Here is a 15,990-nt window from a genome sequence, read left to right on the forward strand (position 1 = left end):
AACCCCATCGAACTCCTCGATCGCCGATCCGTTCCGGATATCGTGTCGGAGAGAAGGCGTACATCGATGTCCCCCTGATTCGATTCTTCGCTTCTCGATGGCTCGGGCTGTCTCGAACCACTTCATCCCGCCGAGCGGGCTCTCGTACGTGTCCTGTGGGCATCCGGCCGCGGGACAGGAATCGGGAGTTTCGATACAGACCTCGGTTTCCGTCCTGTGGAACGCGTCCGATCGGAGGAACGCTTCGGTGATCGAGACGACAAGTGGACCGATCAGTCGAGATCTGCACCACCTTTTTTTCATCCGACGACCGAGACACACCGACGTGACTGAGACCACCGCTTCGGAGGCTGAAAACTCGTTTCGGATGCTGCCTGTATTGACGATGCTGGTCGGGGCGATGGTCGTCGGAGCGGGGATGCTGCTCCTCGCTGAATCGAGGTTGGGTGGGGCTCACATCGTAGCTATCGGACTCTCCCTGTTCTGCTCGGGACTGGTCGTGACGAGATGGGCTGCCGACCGTTTCACCCTCCGACCGACGGACCAACGACGATGGTCGATGGCGTTTGCAGTACTGGCTGGGCTCTTGCTGGTTCTGTTCGTCTCGATCAACTGGATGACGTTTGGAGAGGGGCAGTTCGGAAGCGACGGCTTCGAAGAGGTCGGCTGAGCGCTATCCGCATACCGTCTCCGTGCCGATCAACCCACCTCTACCGACCATCGACTACTTCAACGAGCTACCGAACCCGTAGAGCCGGTGACGATATCGAGGCCTCACAGAGGGCGTTCCACTGAACTCGAATCCGGGCGGAAACGGCGTCGGACACCGGTATCGTAGGGCCCTGATCCGCTGGTCTTCGGGGCTCGAAGCCCGAGACGGACTACCGTAGCGTTTCGTGGGTCCCCGCCCACTCGATTAGACGTTCCCTCGCCTTCCGCTCCCGGCGCGAGATCGGATCGTTCGTTCCCAGTTCCTGGCCCGAGAAGGCGTTCATGACGACGAGTTCGGCGTCCGCACAGGCGGCGAGCAGCGCCTCCACGTCGCTCCCCTCGTGCTGAAAGGGGATCGTCGCGTCGTTGACGAAGACCGCCTCCGCCTCCGGCGCCTCCTCGATCAGCACCCTCGCCCGCTCGGCGTTCTCGCGGGCGAGTCGTCTCGCCTCCGTGGGCGTCTCGCCCTCCGCCCGGGGTGCGTGGGCGTCGAGAGCGCCGATCCACGCTGTCTCGGGGATGTCGACGAACCGCGAGAGACGTCCACCTAGCAGGACGCCGTCGCGCTCGATCTCGGGGGCGAAGTCGAGGATCACGACCCCTTCGGCGTCGTGGGCGCCGATCCAGCGCTCGAGCGTCCGGGCGGTCAGCCGGGTCTTCCCGACGTTCGAGGGGCCGGTCAGGAGCACCCGCCCCCGGAGAGGGAGATCGCTCACGTCTCCGTCGGCGTGCCGATCCGCGTGGCCGCGCGGACGAACTTCACGGCGAGCAGGACGGTCGCCAACCCGATCCCGGCGGCGAAGGCGACGACGAACGCCGAGAGGGGATCGGTGACGACGGCGGCCTGTTCGCGGACGAACGTGCTGGCGGTGACCAGCGCCACGCCGAGCAGCACGAGACCCCCGAGGTTCGCCGCAAGCGGGGCGGTCTCGTCGACGATCGCCGGATCGTTGAGTAGATAGAGGATCAGAACGATCGCGAACGGCGTCCCGACGAGGCCGAAGGCGAGCACCAACACGAGCAGCGAGAGGAACGACCCTCCGAGAAAGGCACCGGCGGCGGAGGCGAGCGCGACGCCGGCGAGCAGCACGCGGTAGCGCGGGTCGTCGATCGATCGCCCCCAGTCGAGCTTGTCGGCGAGGAGATACGGCGGGACGACCGTGTTGCCCCCGAGCGTCGAGACCGCGGCGCCGAGCAGTCCGAACAGGAACAGCCACGTCGCGTACGTGCCGACCGTCGGTTCGAGCGCGCGTCCCGCCTCGACCGCGGTGATCGATGGCCCCTCGAGTACGCTCGCAGCGACGAGGAAGATCGCGAGGCTGTAGCCCCCGAAGGCGACGAGCATCGAGCTTCCGACGTCGAACCGGGCCAGCCCCGCGTCCGCTCGGGTCCACCCTCGCGCACGCATCGTGTAGCCCTGCATCGTCAGCAGGGTGACGTGGACTGCGCCGCCGAGGACGCCCGCGGCGACGAGCGCGCCGTCGAGCCCGGCGGGGATTCGGGGGAGGAGCCCGCTCGCGGCCGCACCGGCGTCGATGGGGACGACGAGCGCGGTCGCGACGAACGCGAGCACGACCAGCGAGACGAGCAGCTTCGCGCCGAGCTCCGCGATCCGATAGCCGCCGCTCGCGAGACCGACCGCGAGCACCACCGCCCAGACGACCCCCCAGAGTCGAGCGTCGACCCCGGTCAGGACGGCGCTCACGTCCGCGACCGTCTTCATGATCACCAGCTGGGCGAGACCCGCGGCGAGCACGACGTCGATCACCAGCACCCAGGCCCAGCCCTCACCCAGGTGGCGTTCGACGGTGGTCACGATCCCCTCCTCGGTGAGAAGCCCCAGCCGAGCGGCGAGATACTGCCCGACCGTGCCGAGCACCGCCGATCCCACCACGACCCAGAGGAGCGTATAGCCGTAGCCTGCTCCGGCGGCGAGCAGGCTGGCCATCGTCGCCGGCCCCGCGGCGATCGCTCCCGCGATCCAGGTCGGCCCCAGCCGCGACGCGTACGACTCGACCCGTTCCTCGTCCGTCGATTCTACGCTCATCGACCGGACTACACGCCCGGCGTATATAATCGCGTGGTATTACTCGAGTGTTCAGTCGTCGATCTCGGGTAGCTCCGCAGTCTCGGAGAGGGGTCCGCCGATTCGAAAGCCCTCCTCGCTATCGCGCGGAGCATGCACTCGCTGGGGGTAGGGGATCGTGATCCCCTCGCGGTCGAAGGCCGCCTTGATCGCCTCGATCACGTCGGTCCGTGCCTTCCACTTCCGGCGCATGGTCGGATCGCCGATCCAGACTCGGAGCTCGAGCACGATCGAGGAGTCGTCGAAGCGTTTCGCGACTGCCTGCGGGTTCGGGGAACTCCGTATCGACTCGAGGTCGTCCACGGCCTCGACCATGACGTCGCGCGCGTGTTCGGTGTCGGCCGTGTAGTCGACCCCGACCTCGACGTCGACCCGGAGCTGGTCGTTTCGCGAGAGGTTCTTGAGCTGGCTGCTCGTGATCTCGTCGTTCGGGATCAGGACGTACTCGTCGCTGAAGGTCTGGATCTTGGTGTTGAAGATGGTCACGTCGGTGACGATGCCGCTTCGGTCCTCGTCGCCGCCCGCATCGACGGCGATCCAGTCGCCGACGCGGAACGGCCGCGAGAACAGCAGGACGAACCCCGCGATCGTGGCCGCGAACGTCTCTCGCGCCGCGAGACCGATGATCGCGGTGATCGCGCCCGCCCCGATGAAGATGTTCGTGAGGTTGACCCCCCAAATGGTGAGGATGACCGTGGCGGCTACGGCCGCGATTCCGACGTCCGCGACGTGGTAGGCCACCTCGCTCTGGTGTTCCGTGATCGAGGATCCCTCCGCGAGCTTGTCGATCGACCGGTTGACGAACCGCATTAACAGGTAGGCGATCAGGACCACCGAGACCGTGACGAGCTGCTGGATCGCCGTCCATCGGTCGAACGCCAGCGTCTCGAGGACTACCAGGAGCATGAACGTGACGTGCCAGATCACGCTGAACAGGTAGACCGCGGCGACGATGACGACGAGCAGCCACGCGATACGGCCCCCCTCGGCGATCTGCCTTCCGTACCGATCCGACAGCACCGCCTCGAGACGCCGACCGAACTTCAGCCCCAGCACGACTAGCCCCACCAGCAGCACCGTCACGAACAGCTGAACTTCGACCGATGAGAGGTACGCCTGCTGGAGGTCGGGGATCGGGTCGGGTCGCAGCGGGGATTGGAGGGGGACCACCGTCCCGTCCGGTACCGGTCCGGTGTTCATCTGGCTCCCGTTCGTCATGCGCGGATAAAAAACATGTGTCTCTTCAGTCACGACGTCTCGCTAGCGAGGTCTCGTAGATCGATCCAGTCAACGCGACGTCCCCCTCGACCGGCGTTCTAGAGGCCGTTCAATCCGGAGGTGCGAACGGCCCCTACCCGTAGGTCACGGGCCGACCGATCGGAACGACCAGAACGTTTATCATTTCATACACTAACCTGAGTCACGTAGAGGGGCCGCCCCTCCTCGCTCCCCTCCGATGTCCCAACTGACGGTCGACCGATCGAGCACGCTCGTACTCTCCCCGGCGAGCACGACGCTCGACGGCCTCTGGGAGGGCACTCGACGACTGGAGGACCTCGGGTCGTCGAACGTCCTGCTGGTGGTCTACGGGGAGAGTCCCGGTGCGATCCGGGACGCCTGGCGCGACCGGATCGACGAGATACCGACGCGCCTCGGCGTCATCGGCGTCGGCGTCGCCGACCGGGATGACGCCGGCGACTCGGTCTCGTCCGAGGGATCCGACGTCCTATCGGCCGTTCGCGATCCGGCGGACGCGTCCGATCTGGGGATCACGATCAGCCTCTATCTCCAGGACTGGGCGACCGACGACGCGCCGACGGTGTTCGGCTTCCACTCGCTGACCGCCATGCTCGATCACGTCGATGTCGAGACGACGTTTCGATTTCTCCACGTCCTAGGCCGTCGACTGGCGGACACCGAGACGGGCAGTCGGTTCTATCTCGATCCGAGGGCGGTCAGTGAACGGACGGTGAGGACTCTCCGGCCGGTGTTCAACGACGTCGTCGAGTGGGATCCACCCGCCACCGGTTCGCTGACGCCGGACGCCGCCTACGACGCGATCGGAGCGAGGCGGCGACGCTATGCGTTGTACCACCTGTTCGAGAATCGGGGAGGAGAACGCGTCGAGACGCTAGCCGCGGCGGTCGCCCGCCGTGAAGGTGTTCTCGATTCCGAGCGCGTCGAGAAGTCGCTCCGGCACGCCCACCTGCCGAAACTGGAGGACGTCGGTCTCGTGTCTCTCGATTCCGAGCGCGTCGTGCCGCAAGGCGCGTTCGCGGAGATCGAGCCGTATCTCGTCCCCGCGGTCGAACACGATCTCCCCGGCGAGGAGCCACCGTTCTAATTAGCCTCCCCATAGTATTGTCACCGAACCGTGTAGTCACGACCATGTCGGAGCGCACCACGTCCGACACGACCGACGACAGACGGGAGAGCGAACCGGCCGCCGAACGGAGCGCGGGTGCCCTGCTGACCCGGACGATCCTCCGGATCGGGCTCGCGGTTCTCGGACTCGCCCTGTTGTTGTTCGCGCTGGGCCAGGCGTTCGGCGTCGACCTCCTCGGTCCGGCGGTCGAACTCCTCACCACCGAGACGGGACGCTGGATCGGGGTCGCACTCCTCGCGCTCGTGTTGATCAGCGTCGCGGCGAGCGGCTGGCGACGTCGCCGCCCGCCCGCGTAGGACCGTCGTTCCGGCATACACGCCCTTTATGGCGTATGCGTCTCCGACCGCCGCTTCGAGACCTCGTTCGTCAGTTCGTAGCCGCGCCGAACGCTCTCCCCGCGGAGGAGCAGCGAACCCCGTTCGCCTTCGTCCTCCCACGGTCGGCAGGGACTAGTACCGTAGCTCCCCTACTCCGCGTATGGAGTACGTCCGCGTGCAGGACGTGGAGATCCCCGCGCTCGGGCTCGGCACCTGGAACCTGACCGACGACCAGTGCGTTCGGACGGTCGGCCGGGCGCTCGAATTGGGGTATCGACACGTCGACACCGCCCAGGACTACGGCAACGAACGCGAGGTCGGCCGCGCGATCGCCACCGCCGACGTCCCGCGCGAGGAGTGTTTCGTGACGACGAAGCTCTGGCCGAGCAACTACCGCTACGATGACGCCGTCGAATCGACTCGAGAGAGCCTCGACCGGCTCGGCCTGGAATACGTCGACCTGCTGTTGATGCACTGGCCGAGCCTTCACGTTCCGACCGAGGAGACCCTGGGCGCGATGGCGGATCTCGTCGACGAAGGGCTGGTTCGACACGTCGGCGTGAGCAACTTCTCGCGCTCGCGCCTCGAGGAGGCTCGTGAGCTCTCACGTGTACCGATCCTCGCCGATCAGGTGCAGTACCACCCCTACCGCGACCGGAGCGATCTGCTCGAGTACTGCCGGCAGGAGGGGATCGTGCTCACGGCGTACAGCCCGCTCGTCCACGGCGGGCTGGTCGACGACGAGCGTCTCGCGGCGATCGGCGAGCGCTACGGAAAGACGGCCGCGCAGGTCGCGCTGCGCTGGCTCGTCCAGCAGGAACCGGTCGCGGCGATCCCGAAGGCCTCCAGTCGAGAGCACCTCGCGGCGAACATCGCCGTTTTCGACTTCTCGCTCACCGACGAGGAGATGGCGGAGGTCGCCGACCCGTCGGCGCTGCGGACCGGTCTGGGCTGGATGCGCGGCCGTTTCGGTCGCCGAGTGTGATCGTGATTCGCCCGGCGTTCGGGCCGGTTCGGGGACGATCGGCACCGGGTCCGCGAGGGTTAACACGACGGCACTCCCACCACCGTTCATGACGGGCGGAGCGCGGTTACCGGGGATCGCCGAGGAGGCGAGCGACCGGATCGTCGCCCACGCGGACATGGACTGCTTCTACGCCGCCTGCGAACGCCTGCGCGAACCCGCGCTCGAGGACGAGCCCCTCGTCGTGGGGATGGGCTACGAGCCCGGGGAGGGCGTCGGCGCGGTCGCGACCGCGAGCTACGAGGCGCGCGCTCACGGCGTCGAGAGCGCACAGCCGATCTCGAAGGCCCTCGAACGCCTGCCGCGAAAGCGCGAGGCCGCGACCGATCCCGCCCTCGACGTCGAGGCCGCGGGGTTCTACCGACCCGTGGACATGTCGTTCTACGAGTCGGTGAGCGAGGAGGTACGCGCGATCCTCCACGAACACGCCGAGACGGTTCGGGAGGTGAGCATCGACGAGGCGTATCTCGACGTGACCGAGCGAACGGATTGGGAGGGTGTCGAGGCGTTCGCCTGGGCGCTGAAGGAACGCATCGAACGCGAGGTGGGCGTGACCGCGAGCATCGGCGTCGCGCCGAACATGAGCACGGCCAAGATCGCGAGCGACGCCGAGAAGCCCGACGGGCTGGTGGTCGTGCGCCCCGACGCGGTCCGGGACTTTCTCGCGCCCGTCCCCGTCGAGGAGCTCCACGGCGTCGGCCCCGTCACCGCCCGCGAGCTCCGGAGCCGAGGGATCGAGGTCGCGGCGGATCTCGCGAACGGGGACCGCCGAGCGTTGGTCGAGGCGTTCGGCGAACGCGGCGACGAGCTCTACCGACGGGCTCGCGGGGAGGACGAGAGACCGGTGACCCCGAAGGGACGTCCCAAGAGCCTCTCGCGGGAGTCGGCGTTCGCCGATCCGACCGACGCCTTCGACGAGATCGAGACGCGGGTGCGGACGCTCGCGGAGGCGGTCGCCGGGCGCGCCCACAGGAAGGACGCGCTCTACCGGACCATCGGAATCAAGGTCGTCACGCCTCCCTTCGAGGTACACACCCGCGAGCGATCGCTTCCGGGCCCGATCGAGGAGCCCGACCTGGTCGAGGAGGTGGCGCTCGACCTGCTCGCGGAGTTCGACGGCGAGCGCGTTCGAAAGGTGGGCGTGCGCGTCTCGAACCTCGAGTTCGCGAGCGTCCAGCAGTCGAGCCTCGATGGGTGGAGCGGGACGGACGACCGGGAAAGTCGCTCGAACGCGATCACGGACGTCGAGTCCGGAGACCGGCTTCGCGATCAGGCGTCGCTCACCGACTTCGAGTGAGACGTGTCCCTCGGTCCTCGTACGGCTGAAGAACGCGGCGATACGCCGTCGTTCGCTTCCGGAAACGAGAGGAGAGCGGCCGTCCGAGCGGTGAGAACTCTCGGACGGGACGCGGGCTAGACCGGATCGGGAGCGGTGCGATCCACGCGTCCGGGCGCCGTACGGTCGATGGGGGTTGGGCCGCGCTCCCGTACAGCGTGGTATGCCACGCCGTCATGGTGATTAACCGTTCTGCAGGCGATCGCAACCGCTTGAGACGACTAGGGGCAGGGCCGAACCGGACACGACCCCGTTCGACCGAGGAGGTCTCGAGTGCACGTGAGGTTTATCGGGGGAGCGGTCGTACCGTCGCTCATGACCACAGTCGAGATCGAGTACTGCCACCCGTGTGGATTCCTCGACCGCGCCGAGGCCGTCCAGCACGCGCTGCTCTCACAGTTCGGCGAGCGGATCGACGAGCTCACCCTCGTCACCGGCGACCACGGCATCTTCGAGGTGCGCGTCGACGGCGAGGTGGTCTTCGAGAAGTCCGAGGAGGAGTACGACGTCGACGGGATCACCCGGGCCGTCCGGGCACACGTCTAGGAGAGCCCCCGGCCCGCTCACGTAGCGACGATGGCCGTCCGCGTTCGTATCGGCCGTCACTACCGTCACCGAACGGAAACCGTGGTCTACAGCGGCTCGACCAGGTCCTCGAGCGCCGCCCGCGGGTCGTCGGCCTTCGCGACGCCGCTCGCGAGCAGCACGCCCTCGGCGCCGAGGTCCGCGGCGGCGGTCAGGTCCTCGCCGGTGCTGATTCCGGCGCCACAGAGCACCTCGACGCCCTCGTCGACCGCCTCGGCGGCCGCAACCGCGTCGCTGACGACGTCGGGGTCGGCCTGGCTCACTGGCGTGCCGGTGCCGATGAGTTCGGGCGGCTCGACCGCGACCGCGTCGGGACCGAGCGCGGCGACCGCGCCCACCTGGTCGGGATTGTTCGCGCAGACGACCGTCTCGAGACCGACGCGCTCCGCCGCCTCGAGTCCGCTGTCGATGTCCGCGAGCTTCAGACGCTTCTCCGAGTGGTTGATCATGGTGCCGGCCGCGCCGGCCGCCGCGAGCGACTCGGCGAGCGCGCTGCCGGTGTGGCTGCCGTGTTCGACGCCGTCGACGTGCTGAGCCCACGTCTCCACGCCCGTCTCGGCGACCGCTGACAGCCGGGCGGTCTGGGGGGCGACGGCGATCCGTACTCCGGAGTCGTCCGCCACGTCGCCCGCAGCCTCGGCGATCTCGACCGGGTCACACGGGTACGCCTTGCAGTTTACGAGAACGAACATACCTCGGAACGCGGCTCCCGGATAGAAATACCTTCTCGATCGTTCCGCTCAGGAGTCCTTGCGGGTGACGACGTCGCCGAGCGTGTAGCTGCCCGTCGAGGAGCCTCCCTCCCACTCGGCGTCCTCGGCGTCGACGCCCTCCGAGAGGGTGATCCCGAGCTTTCGCTCGAGCTTCTTCTGGACGGCGTCGCTCGGCAGCGTGTCACCGCGCTCGAGCTTGCGGATGAGGCTCGCCTTCTCGTTGAGGTCGTTCGCGAGCTCCTCCTGGCTCTGTCCGGCCGACTCGCGGGCGTTGCGGATGCGCTGGTCGTAGTCCTGCGCGATCTCCTCCATCTCGTCGAACATGTCCTTGCGCCGGTGTCGCCCGCCGCCGCCGGATCCGGACGAGGCCGAGGACGACCCGTCGGAGGAACCCGAGCCCGACGAGGAACTCGTCGAGTACTTCGTCGAGCCCCCCGAGGACTCCTGGGTCCTGACCTCGGTGCCGAACTCGGAACAGGAGTCGCAGACGTCGAGTTCAGCGCCCTCGATCTTGACGGTCTTCGGTGTGGAGGTCTCCGTGCCACACATCTCACACTGAACCATATCCCCCGTTGCGGACGACGGTGCTTAAATGGTGCGACAGGCTCACCCAAGGGCGCCCATCGCCCCGTAGAACCGCTGGAGGGCGGTGAAGTGACCCACGACGGCGAAGAACACGAGCAGCCACCCCACGAGCGTCAGCCCGACGATCGGGAGCGGGATCATCGCGGTGATCGCGGCGACGACGCCCACCAGGACCAGGCGATCCGCCCGACCGAGCAGCCCGCCGTAGACCCGATCGAGCCCCACCGCCTGGGCCTGCGTCCCCAGATACGACGTCATCAGCACGCCCGTGACGGCGACGAAGCCGAGCGCGTACGCGTCGATGCCGGCGGCCAGTCCGCCGATGATGATGATGTCAGCGTACCGGTCGAGGACGTGATCGAGCAGGTCGCCCCCCGTCGAGGCGATCTGCTGTCTGCGCGCGAGCGCGCCATCGAGCAGGTCGAGCCAGCCGCTCGCGAGCACGAGCAGCGCCCCGCCGAGGTACCACAGCGCCGTCTCGCCCGCGAGGTAGAACGCGCCGGCCGCACAGACGGCGATGGCGAACGCGATCACGCTGATCGCGTTGGGAGTCAGGCCGATTCGGTCGGCCACATCGACGAACGGCGCGAGCATTCGGTTCGCGAGCGGGCGGAACTGATCGAGCGTCATCGGTCGAGAAAGTCCACCTCCCCGGCGCTGGGATCGCGCTCGCCCGCGATGGCCCGCTCGATCTCGCGGGCGACGCCCTCGGGCGTCCGGTCGGTCGTGTCGATCTCGTAGACCCGCTCGCGGCCGTGTTCGGAGACGGCCTCCGAGAGGATCAGGTCGAGCGCCTCGCTCTCGGCGTTCTCGCTCGCCTTCGCCTCGCTCTCGCCGCGCTCTCGCAGCCGCCGTTCGAGTTCGTTCGGATGACAGCGGAGGACGACCACGCGATCCGCGGGGAATCGGTGGGCGAGGTGTGACTCGACGATCCCCTCGCGGTCGCCGAGCCACGCCTCGATCGCGTCGAGATCGACGACGAGGCTGTCGCGTTCCTCGTCGCGCTCGGTATAGAGCCCCTCGCGCTCGATGGCCTCGTTGAGATGCGTGATCTCGAAGTCGCCCTCGAGACGTGCCGTCGCGGCGGTCTTTCCGGTTCCCGGAGTACCGGTGACGGCGACCCTCATCCGGCGGCCTCCCGCAGGATCTCGTTGCACTCGGCGACCGCCCGGCGGGTCTCCTCGTCGGTGCCACAGGTGATACGGATGCAGTCGGGGAGGCCGAAGCTCGTACAGTCGCGGACGATCACCCCGCGTCGCTGGAGTTCGTCGGCGACCGCCGTCGCGTCGCCGACCTCCGCGAGCACGAAGTTCCCCTCACTCTCCCAGGTCGGCGCGTCGAGTCGTTCGTAGACGTACTCGCGGGCCTCCCGGGCGGTCTCGACCGACTCGCGGACGTGGTCGTCGTCGTCGAGCGCGGCCAGCCCCGCCCGACAGGCGATCTCGCTCGCGGCGAACGGGGTGTTCACCCGGGCGTAGGCGTCGGCCCACGCCTCGGGAACGAGCGCGTAGCCCAGTCGAAGCCCCGCGAGCCCGTAGGCCTTCGAGAAGGTTCGGAGGACGGCGACGTCGTCGCGGCCCTCGACCAACTCCACTGCGCTCGGACGGTCCGCGAACTCGCCGTAGGCCTCGTCGACGACGACGAGCGTCTCCTCGGCCGTTCGATCGGCGAGCGCCTCAACGTCGCCGAGCTCGATCGTCGACCCCGTCGGGTTGTGCGGGCTGGTGAGGTAGACCAGCCGCTCGCCGTCGTAGTGCTCGAGAACGCCCTCGGCGGTCTGGGCGAACGACTCGTCCTTCGAGATCCGATAGGTGCTCACCTCGCCGTGGTGGTAGCGTGCGCTCATCCCGTAGTAGGCGAATCCGGGCTCGGGCACCAGCACCCGGTCGCCCGGCTCGAGGGTCGCCCGCGAGAGGTAGTCGAGCGCGCCGTCGCCGCCGTTCGCGAGCCAGACCTGCTCCGGGGTGACCTTCCACCGCTCGGCGAGCGCGGCGATGAGATCCGCGTGCGAGGCCTTCGGATACGTGTTGACGCGCCCGGCGTGCTCGCGGATCGCCTCGACGGCCGCGGGACTCGGCCCCAGCGGGTTCTCGTTGGAGGCGAGCTTCACGAGCGAGTCTGGGTCGAGCCCCAGCTCACGGGCGACCTCCTCGATCCCCCGCCCGGCCTCGTAGGCGGCGTGCGAGGAGAGATCGCGTGGCTGCATGGTCGCGTGGAGTGGACGGGATGTATTAAGCGTGATCACACGCGTCTCGATCGAGGGATCGCTACCGGCGTCGGTCAGGGCCGGCGCACGTCGTGTTCGAGCGTTCCGACGCCCTCGATCTCGACCTCCACCGTGCTTCCGTCGTCGACGGGGCCGACGCCCTCCGGCGTTCCGGTGGCGATCACGTCGCCGGGCTCGAGGGTCATGTAGCGGGTGATCTCCGCGACCAGCTCGGGGATCGAGAAGATGAGGTGCTCGAGCGAGGAGTCCTGGCGCGTCTCGCCGTCCACCCGCAATCGGATGCGGGCGTCGTCGGGCACCTCGTCGGGCGTCGCCAGGACGGGCCCCATCGGCGCGGCGTTGTCGAACGCCTTCCCGCGGATCCAGTTCTGCTCCTCGTCCTGATCGTCGCGGTTCGAGAGGTCGTCGAAGCAGGTGTAGCCCGCGATGACCGCCTCGGCGTCGTCCTCGCTCACGTTCCGACACTGCTCGCCGATCACGACGCCGAGTTCTGCCTCGTGTTCGACGTACCGATCGGCGGGGAGCGTCACGGTGTCGCCGTGGCCCGCGACGGCGTTCGGCGGTTTCAGAAAGAGGAGGGGTCGGTCGGGCAGCTCCTCGTCGCGCTCCTCGGCGTGGGCGGCGTAGTTGCGCCCGATACAGACGATCTTGGTCGGCTCTGACGGCGCGAGCACGTCGACCTCCTCGGGGTCGTAGCGCCGGTCGGCGAACGTGATCGCGCCGTCCATCCACTCGCCCCGTCGGACGGAGCCGGCGGGGTCGCGAAAGCGAACGCGGTGCATACCGGCCTCTCCGAGCGAGGGGCCAAAAGCGTTGAGTCCGCGGCAGTCGTCTCGAACGCGTCGGCATGTTTTATGGCGCAGTCGAGTCACGGTCTAGCCGCATTATGGAACTCACCTGGCACGGCCACTCGACGTGGCACGTCACCGTCGGCGACACCGACCTGTTGATCGACCCGTTCTTCGACAACCCGAAGACCGACCTGGATCCGAGCGACGTCGAGACGCCCGACTACGTGCTACTCACCCACGGCCACGCCGACCACATCGGTCACGCCGGCGAGTTCTCCGACGCGACCGTGGTCGCGGTGCCCGAGCTCGCTGCCTACGCACAGGAGGAGCTCGGCTTCGAGGACGCCGTCGGCGGCATGGGGATGAACCTCGGCGGCACCGTCGAGTGTAGCGACGCCTACGTAACGATGCACCGTGCCGACCACACCAACGGCATCGAGACCGACTACGAGTACTCCGCGGGGATGCCCGCGGGCTTCGTCGTCGGCGACGCTGCCCCCTCCCAGTCAGATGGGGACGCCACCAGCTTCTATCACGCCGGCGACACCGGGTTGATGACCGAGATGCGCGAGGTGATCGGCGCCTATCTCGAACCGGACGCCGCGGCGCTGCCGGTCGGTGATCACTTCACCATGGGTCCGTGGCAGGCCGCGATCGCCGTCGACTGGCTCGACGTCGATCACGCGTTCCCGATGCACTACGACACGTTCCCGCCGATCGAGATCGACACCGAGGAGTTCGTAAGCGAGGTCGAGGACACCGGCAGCGACGCCGAGGTCCACGTCCTTGAGGGCGACGAGAGCTTCACGCTCGGCGACTAGTCCCGAACGGGACCCGGAATCGGAGCATCGCGATCCGCCCGCCGGGAGGGTTCCTGATAGTCGCTCACACGGCAATACCCGGCCCCTTCGGCTGCTAACACCACCTTTACCACGCTCGCGGCCGACCGTTCGAACGCAATGACCGACATCACCACCACCACCGTCAGCGAGGAAGGCTTCGCCAGCAGCAGCCAGATCGGTGACTTCGAGCTCACCATCGACGCCACCAACGAGGATGGCCCCGACCCGAACCAGGTACTCGTCGCGAACTACGCCTCCTGTTTCCTGCCCGCGTTCCGCGTCGCCGCGGACCAGCAGGGCTACGAGGACCTCGGCCAGGTCGAGATCGAGTCCGAGGCCACGCTCGACGACGACGACGACGTCGAGTCGATCAGCTTCACGATCTACGTCGAGGAGGAGATCGACGACGGCGACGTCGACGAGATCGTCGACCAGGCCGAGGAGGTCTGTCACGTCCACTCGGCGCTCGAGTCCGGCCTCCACGCCGACGTCACCGTCGAGAGCGGCGCGTTCTAACGGTCTTCGACGCCGATTTTCCCGTTTTCGACGTAGATACCGGTCGATCACCGTCGCCGATGGTGATCGTATGAGCGGTGTCGCATCGGGCCCTGCGTTCTGCTTCACACGGAGCTCCCGCTACTGAGACGAGAGTCCGGCGTCTCGTGGAGATCGAGACGAGCGTGACCAGGAGAGACGATAGGCGTTCGTGAAAAACACTTACAGCCCGTGCATCCGTCTACTGATACGCAATGGCAAAAGAAGTAGTCACCACCAGTGAGGAGGGGTCTAGCTCCGTCAGCTCGGTTCGCGATTTCGAACTCGAGATCGACGCCGGCGGGGAGGAGACGCCCGACACCGTCGAGACGCTGCTCGCGGACTACGCCGCGTGTTACGTGCCTGCGCTCCGCGTCGGCGGCCGGCAGCGCGGCGCCGACGACCTCGGCACGATCGAGAACACCGTCACCGGTGAGGTGAACGACGACGGGAAGCTCACGTCCGTCGAGTTCGACGTCGAGGTCGAAGCCGACGTCGACGACGAGACCGCTCAACAGGTAGTCGAGCGGGCCAACGAACTCTGTAAGGTCCACGACGCGCTGAAGGAGAGCCTCCACGCCGACGTCACTCTCGAGGGCGGCGCGGTCTAACTCCCGACGGCGCCGACCCCCTCGACTAGTCGTACTCTCTCGTAGACGTCTCTCGGTCGTTCGCTTCGCTACGAGCCGCCATCGGGGTAGCCCGATCGCGCCGATCTGTTCGAACAGGCCGAGCATGTCGAACTGCGCCCAGGTCTCCGCGACCGTCCCGTCTCCGAGACGGTGGATCACGTTCCCCTCCATCCGGACCTCCCGTCCGGTGGGCTCGATCCCCGTGAACTCGCCCTCGTGAGTGCCGGTCTCGGTCGCCCGAAAGGCGACGTACTCGCCGTCACGGAGCACCTCGTGCAGCGTCATCTCGCCGCCCGGGAACGCGGTCCGGAACGTCTCGAGCGTCCCCTTGAACCCCTCGGATCCGCGCTTCTCCTCGCGGACCGTCGGGTCGTATCGAACGTGGTCCTCGGCGAAGATCTCCTCCGTGAGGTCGTCGTTGCACCGTTCACGATCTCGCGAACGAACCGTCGCACGATCTCCTCGTTTCGCTCCTCTACCGTCAGTTCCGTCCGGGCTATCGCTCCACACCTCCGTGATGTAGTAGATCCCCGGAGAGCAGAGTCGTGTCGTCGACGTCCACCGGTGGGAAACCCTGATGCCACCGCCGGCCGAAGCGCGTGCCATGAGCAGAGAGCCCTGGATGGATCGGGTGGTCGCCGACCGGATGGCCGTCGATCGGGAGTTCACCGAGCGGGTCAACGAGTCGCGCTTCTCGAGCCAACAGTGGGGACTGATCATGACCGCAACCGAGTTCGAGATCCGCGACCCCGAGAGCGAGGAGGCGCGACTCGTCGCCGACACGAGCAAGCTTCCCCAGATCATGCCCGAACTCGAGAAGATCGACGCGCAGGTACGGGCCGCCGGCGGTGCAGGTGGGGTCTCCGGATCGGGCGGCGGGGGCGGCGTCCTCGACTCGATCAGGAGCGCGCTCGGACTCGGCGGTGGCGGGAGCGACGAGGAGCTACTGGCGGCCGAATCGCTGGTCGAGGAGTACGCGAACAGGCTCCAGGAACGCCTCGAGAACCAGGGGAAGTGGGCGTCGGTTCGCGAGCAGGCGGCCGGCTAGATCTCGTCACCGGTCGTCTGGAGGCTCATCTCGCCCGCCTCGTAGATGTTGATCAGCTCGTTGACCAGTTCGTCGTACGATTCGTCGTCGATCCGAAGCGCGTCGAGTCGCTCGATCGTTTCTTCGTCCAGGTCTACCTTGGGCATCACACGACGCTTCCGTCGCCGGCGTTG

At 67.5% G+C, this 15,990-nt stretch carries 20 protein-coding genes and 1 pseudogene; 10 read left to right on the forward strand and 11 right to left on the reverse strand.

All coding sequences use genetic code 11. The annotated features are described in order from the left end of the window. The first annotated feature begins 325 nt into the window (after positions 1 to 325). Positions 326 to 670: a hypothetical protein gene (locus V0Z78_RS09645; RefSeq protein ID WP_336344415.1), complete on the forward strand. Its 345-nt coding sequence runs from the start codon at positions 326 to 328 to the stop codon at positions 668 to 670. A 211-nt stretch (positions 671 to 881) separates the two neighbouring features. On the opposite strand, the gene V0Z78_RS09650 is transcribed toward V0Z78_RS09645, so the two are convergent. Genes V0Z78_RS09650 through V0Z78_RS09660 form a run of 3 tightly spaced genes read right to left on the reverse strand, consistent with a single transcriptional unit; the run spans position 882 to position 4,015 of the window. After that, positions 882 to 1,427, reverse strand: coding sequence for a hypothetical protein (locus tag V0Z78_RS09650; RefSeq protein WP_336344416.1), 546 nt, complete (start codon positions 1,425 to 1,427; stop codon positions 882 to 884). After that, positions 1,424 to 2,758: an NRAMP family divalent metal transporter gene (locus tag V0Z78_RS09655; RefSeq protein WP_336344417.1), complete on the reverse strand. Its 1,335-nt coding sequence runs from the start codon at positions 2,756 to 2,758 to the stop codon at positions 1,424 to 1,426. Before V0Z78_RS09655 ends, V0Z78_RS09650 begins: the two co-directional genes overlap by 4 nt. Before the next feature lie 51 nt (positions 2,759 to 2,809). Continuing rightward, positions 2,810 to 4,015 (reverse strand): mechanosensitive ion channel family protein, encoded by a 1,206-nt coding sequence (locus V0Z78_RS09660; protein WP_336344418.1) that lies wholly within the window; start codon positions 4,013 to 4,015, stop codon positions 2,810 to 2,812. Between the two features lie 238 nt (positions 4,016 to 4,253). Here V0Z78_RS09660 and V0Z78_RS09665 point away from each other — a divergent pair, with 238 nt between their 5' ends. From V0Z78_RS09665 to V0Z78_RS09685, 5 genes are all read left to right on the forward strand, one after another. Beyond that, entirely contained in the window at positions 4,254 to 5,141 is an 888-nt protein-coding gene (locus V0Z78_RS09665) for a DUF7504 family protein (protein WP_336344419.1), read from the forward strand. A 44-nt stretch (positions 5,142 to 5,185) separates the two neighbouring features. Continuing rightward, positions 5,186 to 5,479, forward strand: coding sequence for a hypothetical protein (locus V0Z78_RS09670; RefSeq protein ID WP_336344420.1), 294 nt, complete (start codon positions 5,186 to 5,188; stop codon positions 5,477 to 5,479). Positions 5,480 to 5,660: 181 nt separating this feature from the next. Beyond that, positions 5,661 to 6,485 (forward strand): aldo/keto reductase, encoded by an 825-nt coding sequence (locus V0Z78_RS09675; protein ID WP_336344421.1) that lies wholly within the window; start codon positions 5,661 to 5,663, stop codon positions 6,483 to 6,485. An 88-nt stretch (positions 6,486 to 6,573) separates the two neighbouring features. Further along, positions 6,574 to 7,821, forward strand: a complete 1,248-nt coding sequence (gene dinB / locus V0Z78_RS09680; protein WP_336344422.1) for a DNA polymerase IV — start codon at positions 6,574 to 6,576, stop codon at positions 7,819 to 7,821. Positions 7,822 to 8,175: 354 nt separating this feature from the next. After that, complete coding sequence (locus V0Z78_RS09685; RefSeq protein WP_336344423.1) at positions 8,176 to 8,406, forward strand: SelT/SelW/SelH family protein; 231 nt, start codon at positions 8,176 to 8,178, stop codon at positions 8,404 to 8,406. Positions 8,407 to 8,492: 86 nt separating this feature from the next. Here the strand turns inward: V0Z78_RS09685 and tpiA are convergent, their stop codons facing one another. From tpiA to V0Z78_RS09715, 6 genes are all read right to left on the reverse strand, one after another. Further along, the gene (tpiA, locus tag V0Z78_RS09690) at positions 8,493 to 9,137 is read right to left on the reverse strand and encodes a triose-phosphate isomerase (RefSeq protein ID WP_336344424.1); all 645 of its coding nucleotides are present in this window, start codon (positions 9,135 to 9,137) and stop codon (positions 8,493 to 8,495) included. A gap of 48 nt (positions 9,138 to 9,185) precedes the next feature. Then, a complete protein-coding gene (locus V0Z78_RS09695) occupies positions 9,186 to 9,722 on the reverse strand; it encodes a multiprotein bridging factor aMBF1 (RefSeq protein WP_336344425.1) in 537 nt (178 codons plus the stop codon). Positions 9,723 to 9,764: 42 nt separating this feature from the next. After that, positions 9,765 to 10,373 carry a CDP-alcohol phosphatidyltransferase family protein gene (locus tag V0Z78_RS09700; RefSeq protein ID WP_336344426.1) on the reverse strand — a complete coding sequence of 203 codons (609 nt, stop codon included), beginning with the start codon at positions 10,371 to 10,373 and terminating at the stop codon, positions 9,765 to 9,767. Further along, positions 10,370 to 10,870, reverse strand: a complete 501-nt coding sequence (locus tag V0Z78_RS09705; protein WP_336344427.1) for an adenylate kinase family protein — start codon at positions 10,868 to 10,870, stop codon at positions 10,370 to 10,372. Before V0Z78_RS09705 ends, V0Z78_RS09700 begins: the two co-directional genes overlap by 4 nt. Further along, positions 10,867 to 11,949 (reverse strand): histidinol-phosphate transaminase, encoded by a 1,083-nt coding sequence (gene hisC, locus V0Z78_RS09710; RefSeq protein WP_336344428.1) that lies wholly within the window; start codon positions 11,947 to 11,949, stop codon positions 10,867 to 10,869. Before hisC ends, V0Z78_RS09705 begins: the two co-directional genes overlap by 4 nt. A 74-nt stretch (positions 11,950 to 12,023) precedes the next feature. Next, positions 12,024 to 12,752: a fumarylacetoacetate hydrolase family protein gene (locus tag V0Z78_RS09715; RefSeq protein WP_336344429.1), complete on the reverse strand. Its 729-nt coding sequence runs from the start codon at positions 12,750 to 12,752 to the stop codon at positions 12,024 to 12,026. A gap of 104 nt (positions 12,753 to 12,856) precedes the next feature. Here V0Z78_RS09715 and V0Z78_RS09720 point away from each other — a divergent pair, with 104 nt between their 5' ends. The 3 genes from V0Z78_RS09720 to V0Z78_RS09730 all read left to right on the forward strand — a co-directional run bounded on the left by V0Z78_RS09720 (position 12,857) and on the right by V0Z78_RS09730 (position 14,748). After that, a complete protein-coding gene (locus tag V0Z78_RS09720; protein WP_336344430.1) occupies positions 12,857 to 13,582 on the forward strand; it encodes a metal-dependent hydrolase in 726 nt (241 codons plus the stop codon). A 138-nt stretch (positions 13,583 to 13,720) separates the two neighbouring features. Then, positions 13,721 to 14,119: an OsmC family protein gene (locus V0Z78_RS09725; RefSeq protein ID WP_336344431.1), complete on the forward strand. Its 399-nt coding sequence runs from the start codon at positions 13,721 to 13,723 to the stop codon at positions 14,117 to 14,119. Positions 14,120 to 14,352: 233 nt separating this feature from the next. Further along, positions 14,353 to 14,748, forward strand: coding sequence for an OsmC family protein (locus V0Z78_RS09730; RefSeq protein ID WP_336344432.1), 396 nt, complete (start codon positions 14,353 to 14,355; stop codon positions 14,746 to 14,748). Positions 14,749 to 14,910: 162 nt separating this feature from the next. Here V0Z78_RS09730 and V0Z78_RS09735 read toward each other — a convergent pair. Then, positions 14,911 to 15,489: pseudogene (locus V0Z78_RS09735) on the reverse strand (ester cyclase); the annotation flags it as partial. Between V0Z78_RS09735 and V0Z78_RS09740 the strand changes: the two are divergent. Beyond that, positions 15,374 to 15,817 (forward strand): DUF5799 family protein, encoded by a 444-nt coding sequence (locus V0Z78_RS09740; RefSeq protein ID WP_336344433.1) that lies wholly within the window; start codon positions 15,374 to 15,376, stop codon positions 15,815 to 15,817. The pseudogene V0Z78_RS09735 and the gene V0Z78_RS09740 overlap by 116 nt on opposite strands. Here V0Z78_RS09740 and V0Z78_RS09745 read toward each other — a convergent pair. After that, positions 15,814 to 15,963: a DUF7557 family protein gene (locus tag V0Z78_RS09745; protein ID WP_336344434.1), complete on the reverse strand. Its 150-nt coding sequence runs from the start codon at positions 15,961 to 15,963 to the stop codon at positions 15,814 to 15,816. The two genes, V0Z78_RS09740 and V0Z78_RS09745, sit on opposite strands and share 4 nt — an antisense overlap. Between the last annotated feature and the right edge of the window lie 27 nt (positions 15,964 to 15,990).

Source organism: Halalkalicoccus sp. CG83, assembly GCF_037081715.1.
Taxonomy (GTDB): Archaea; Halobacteriota; Halobacteria; order Halobacteriales; family Halalkalicoccaceae; genus Halalkalicoccus; species Halalkalicoccus ordinarius.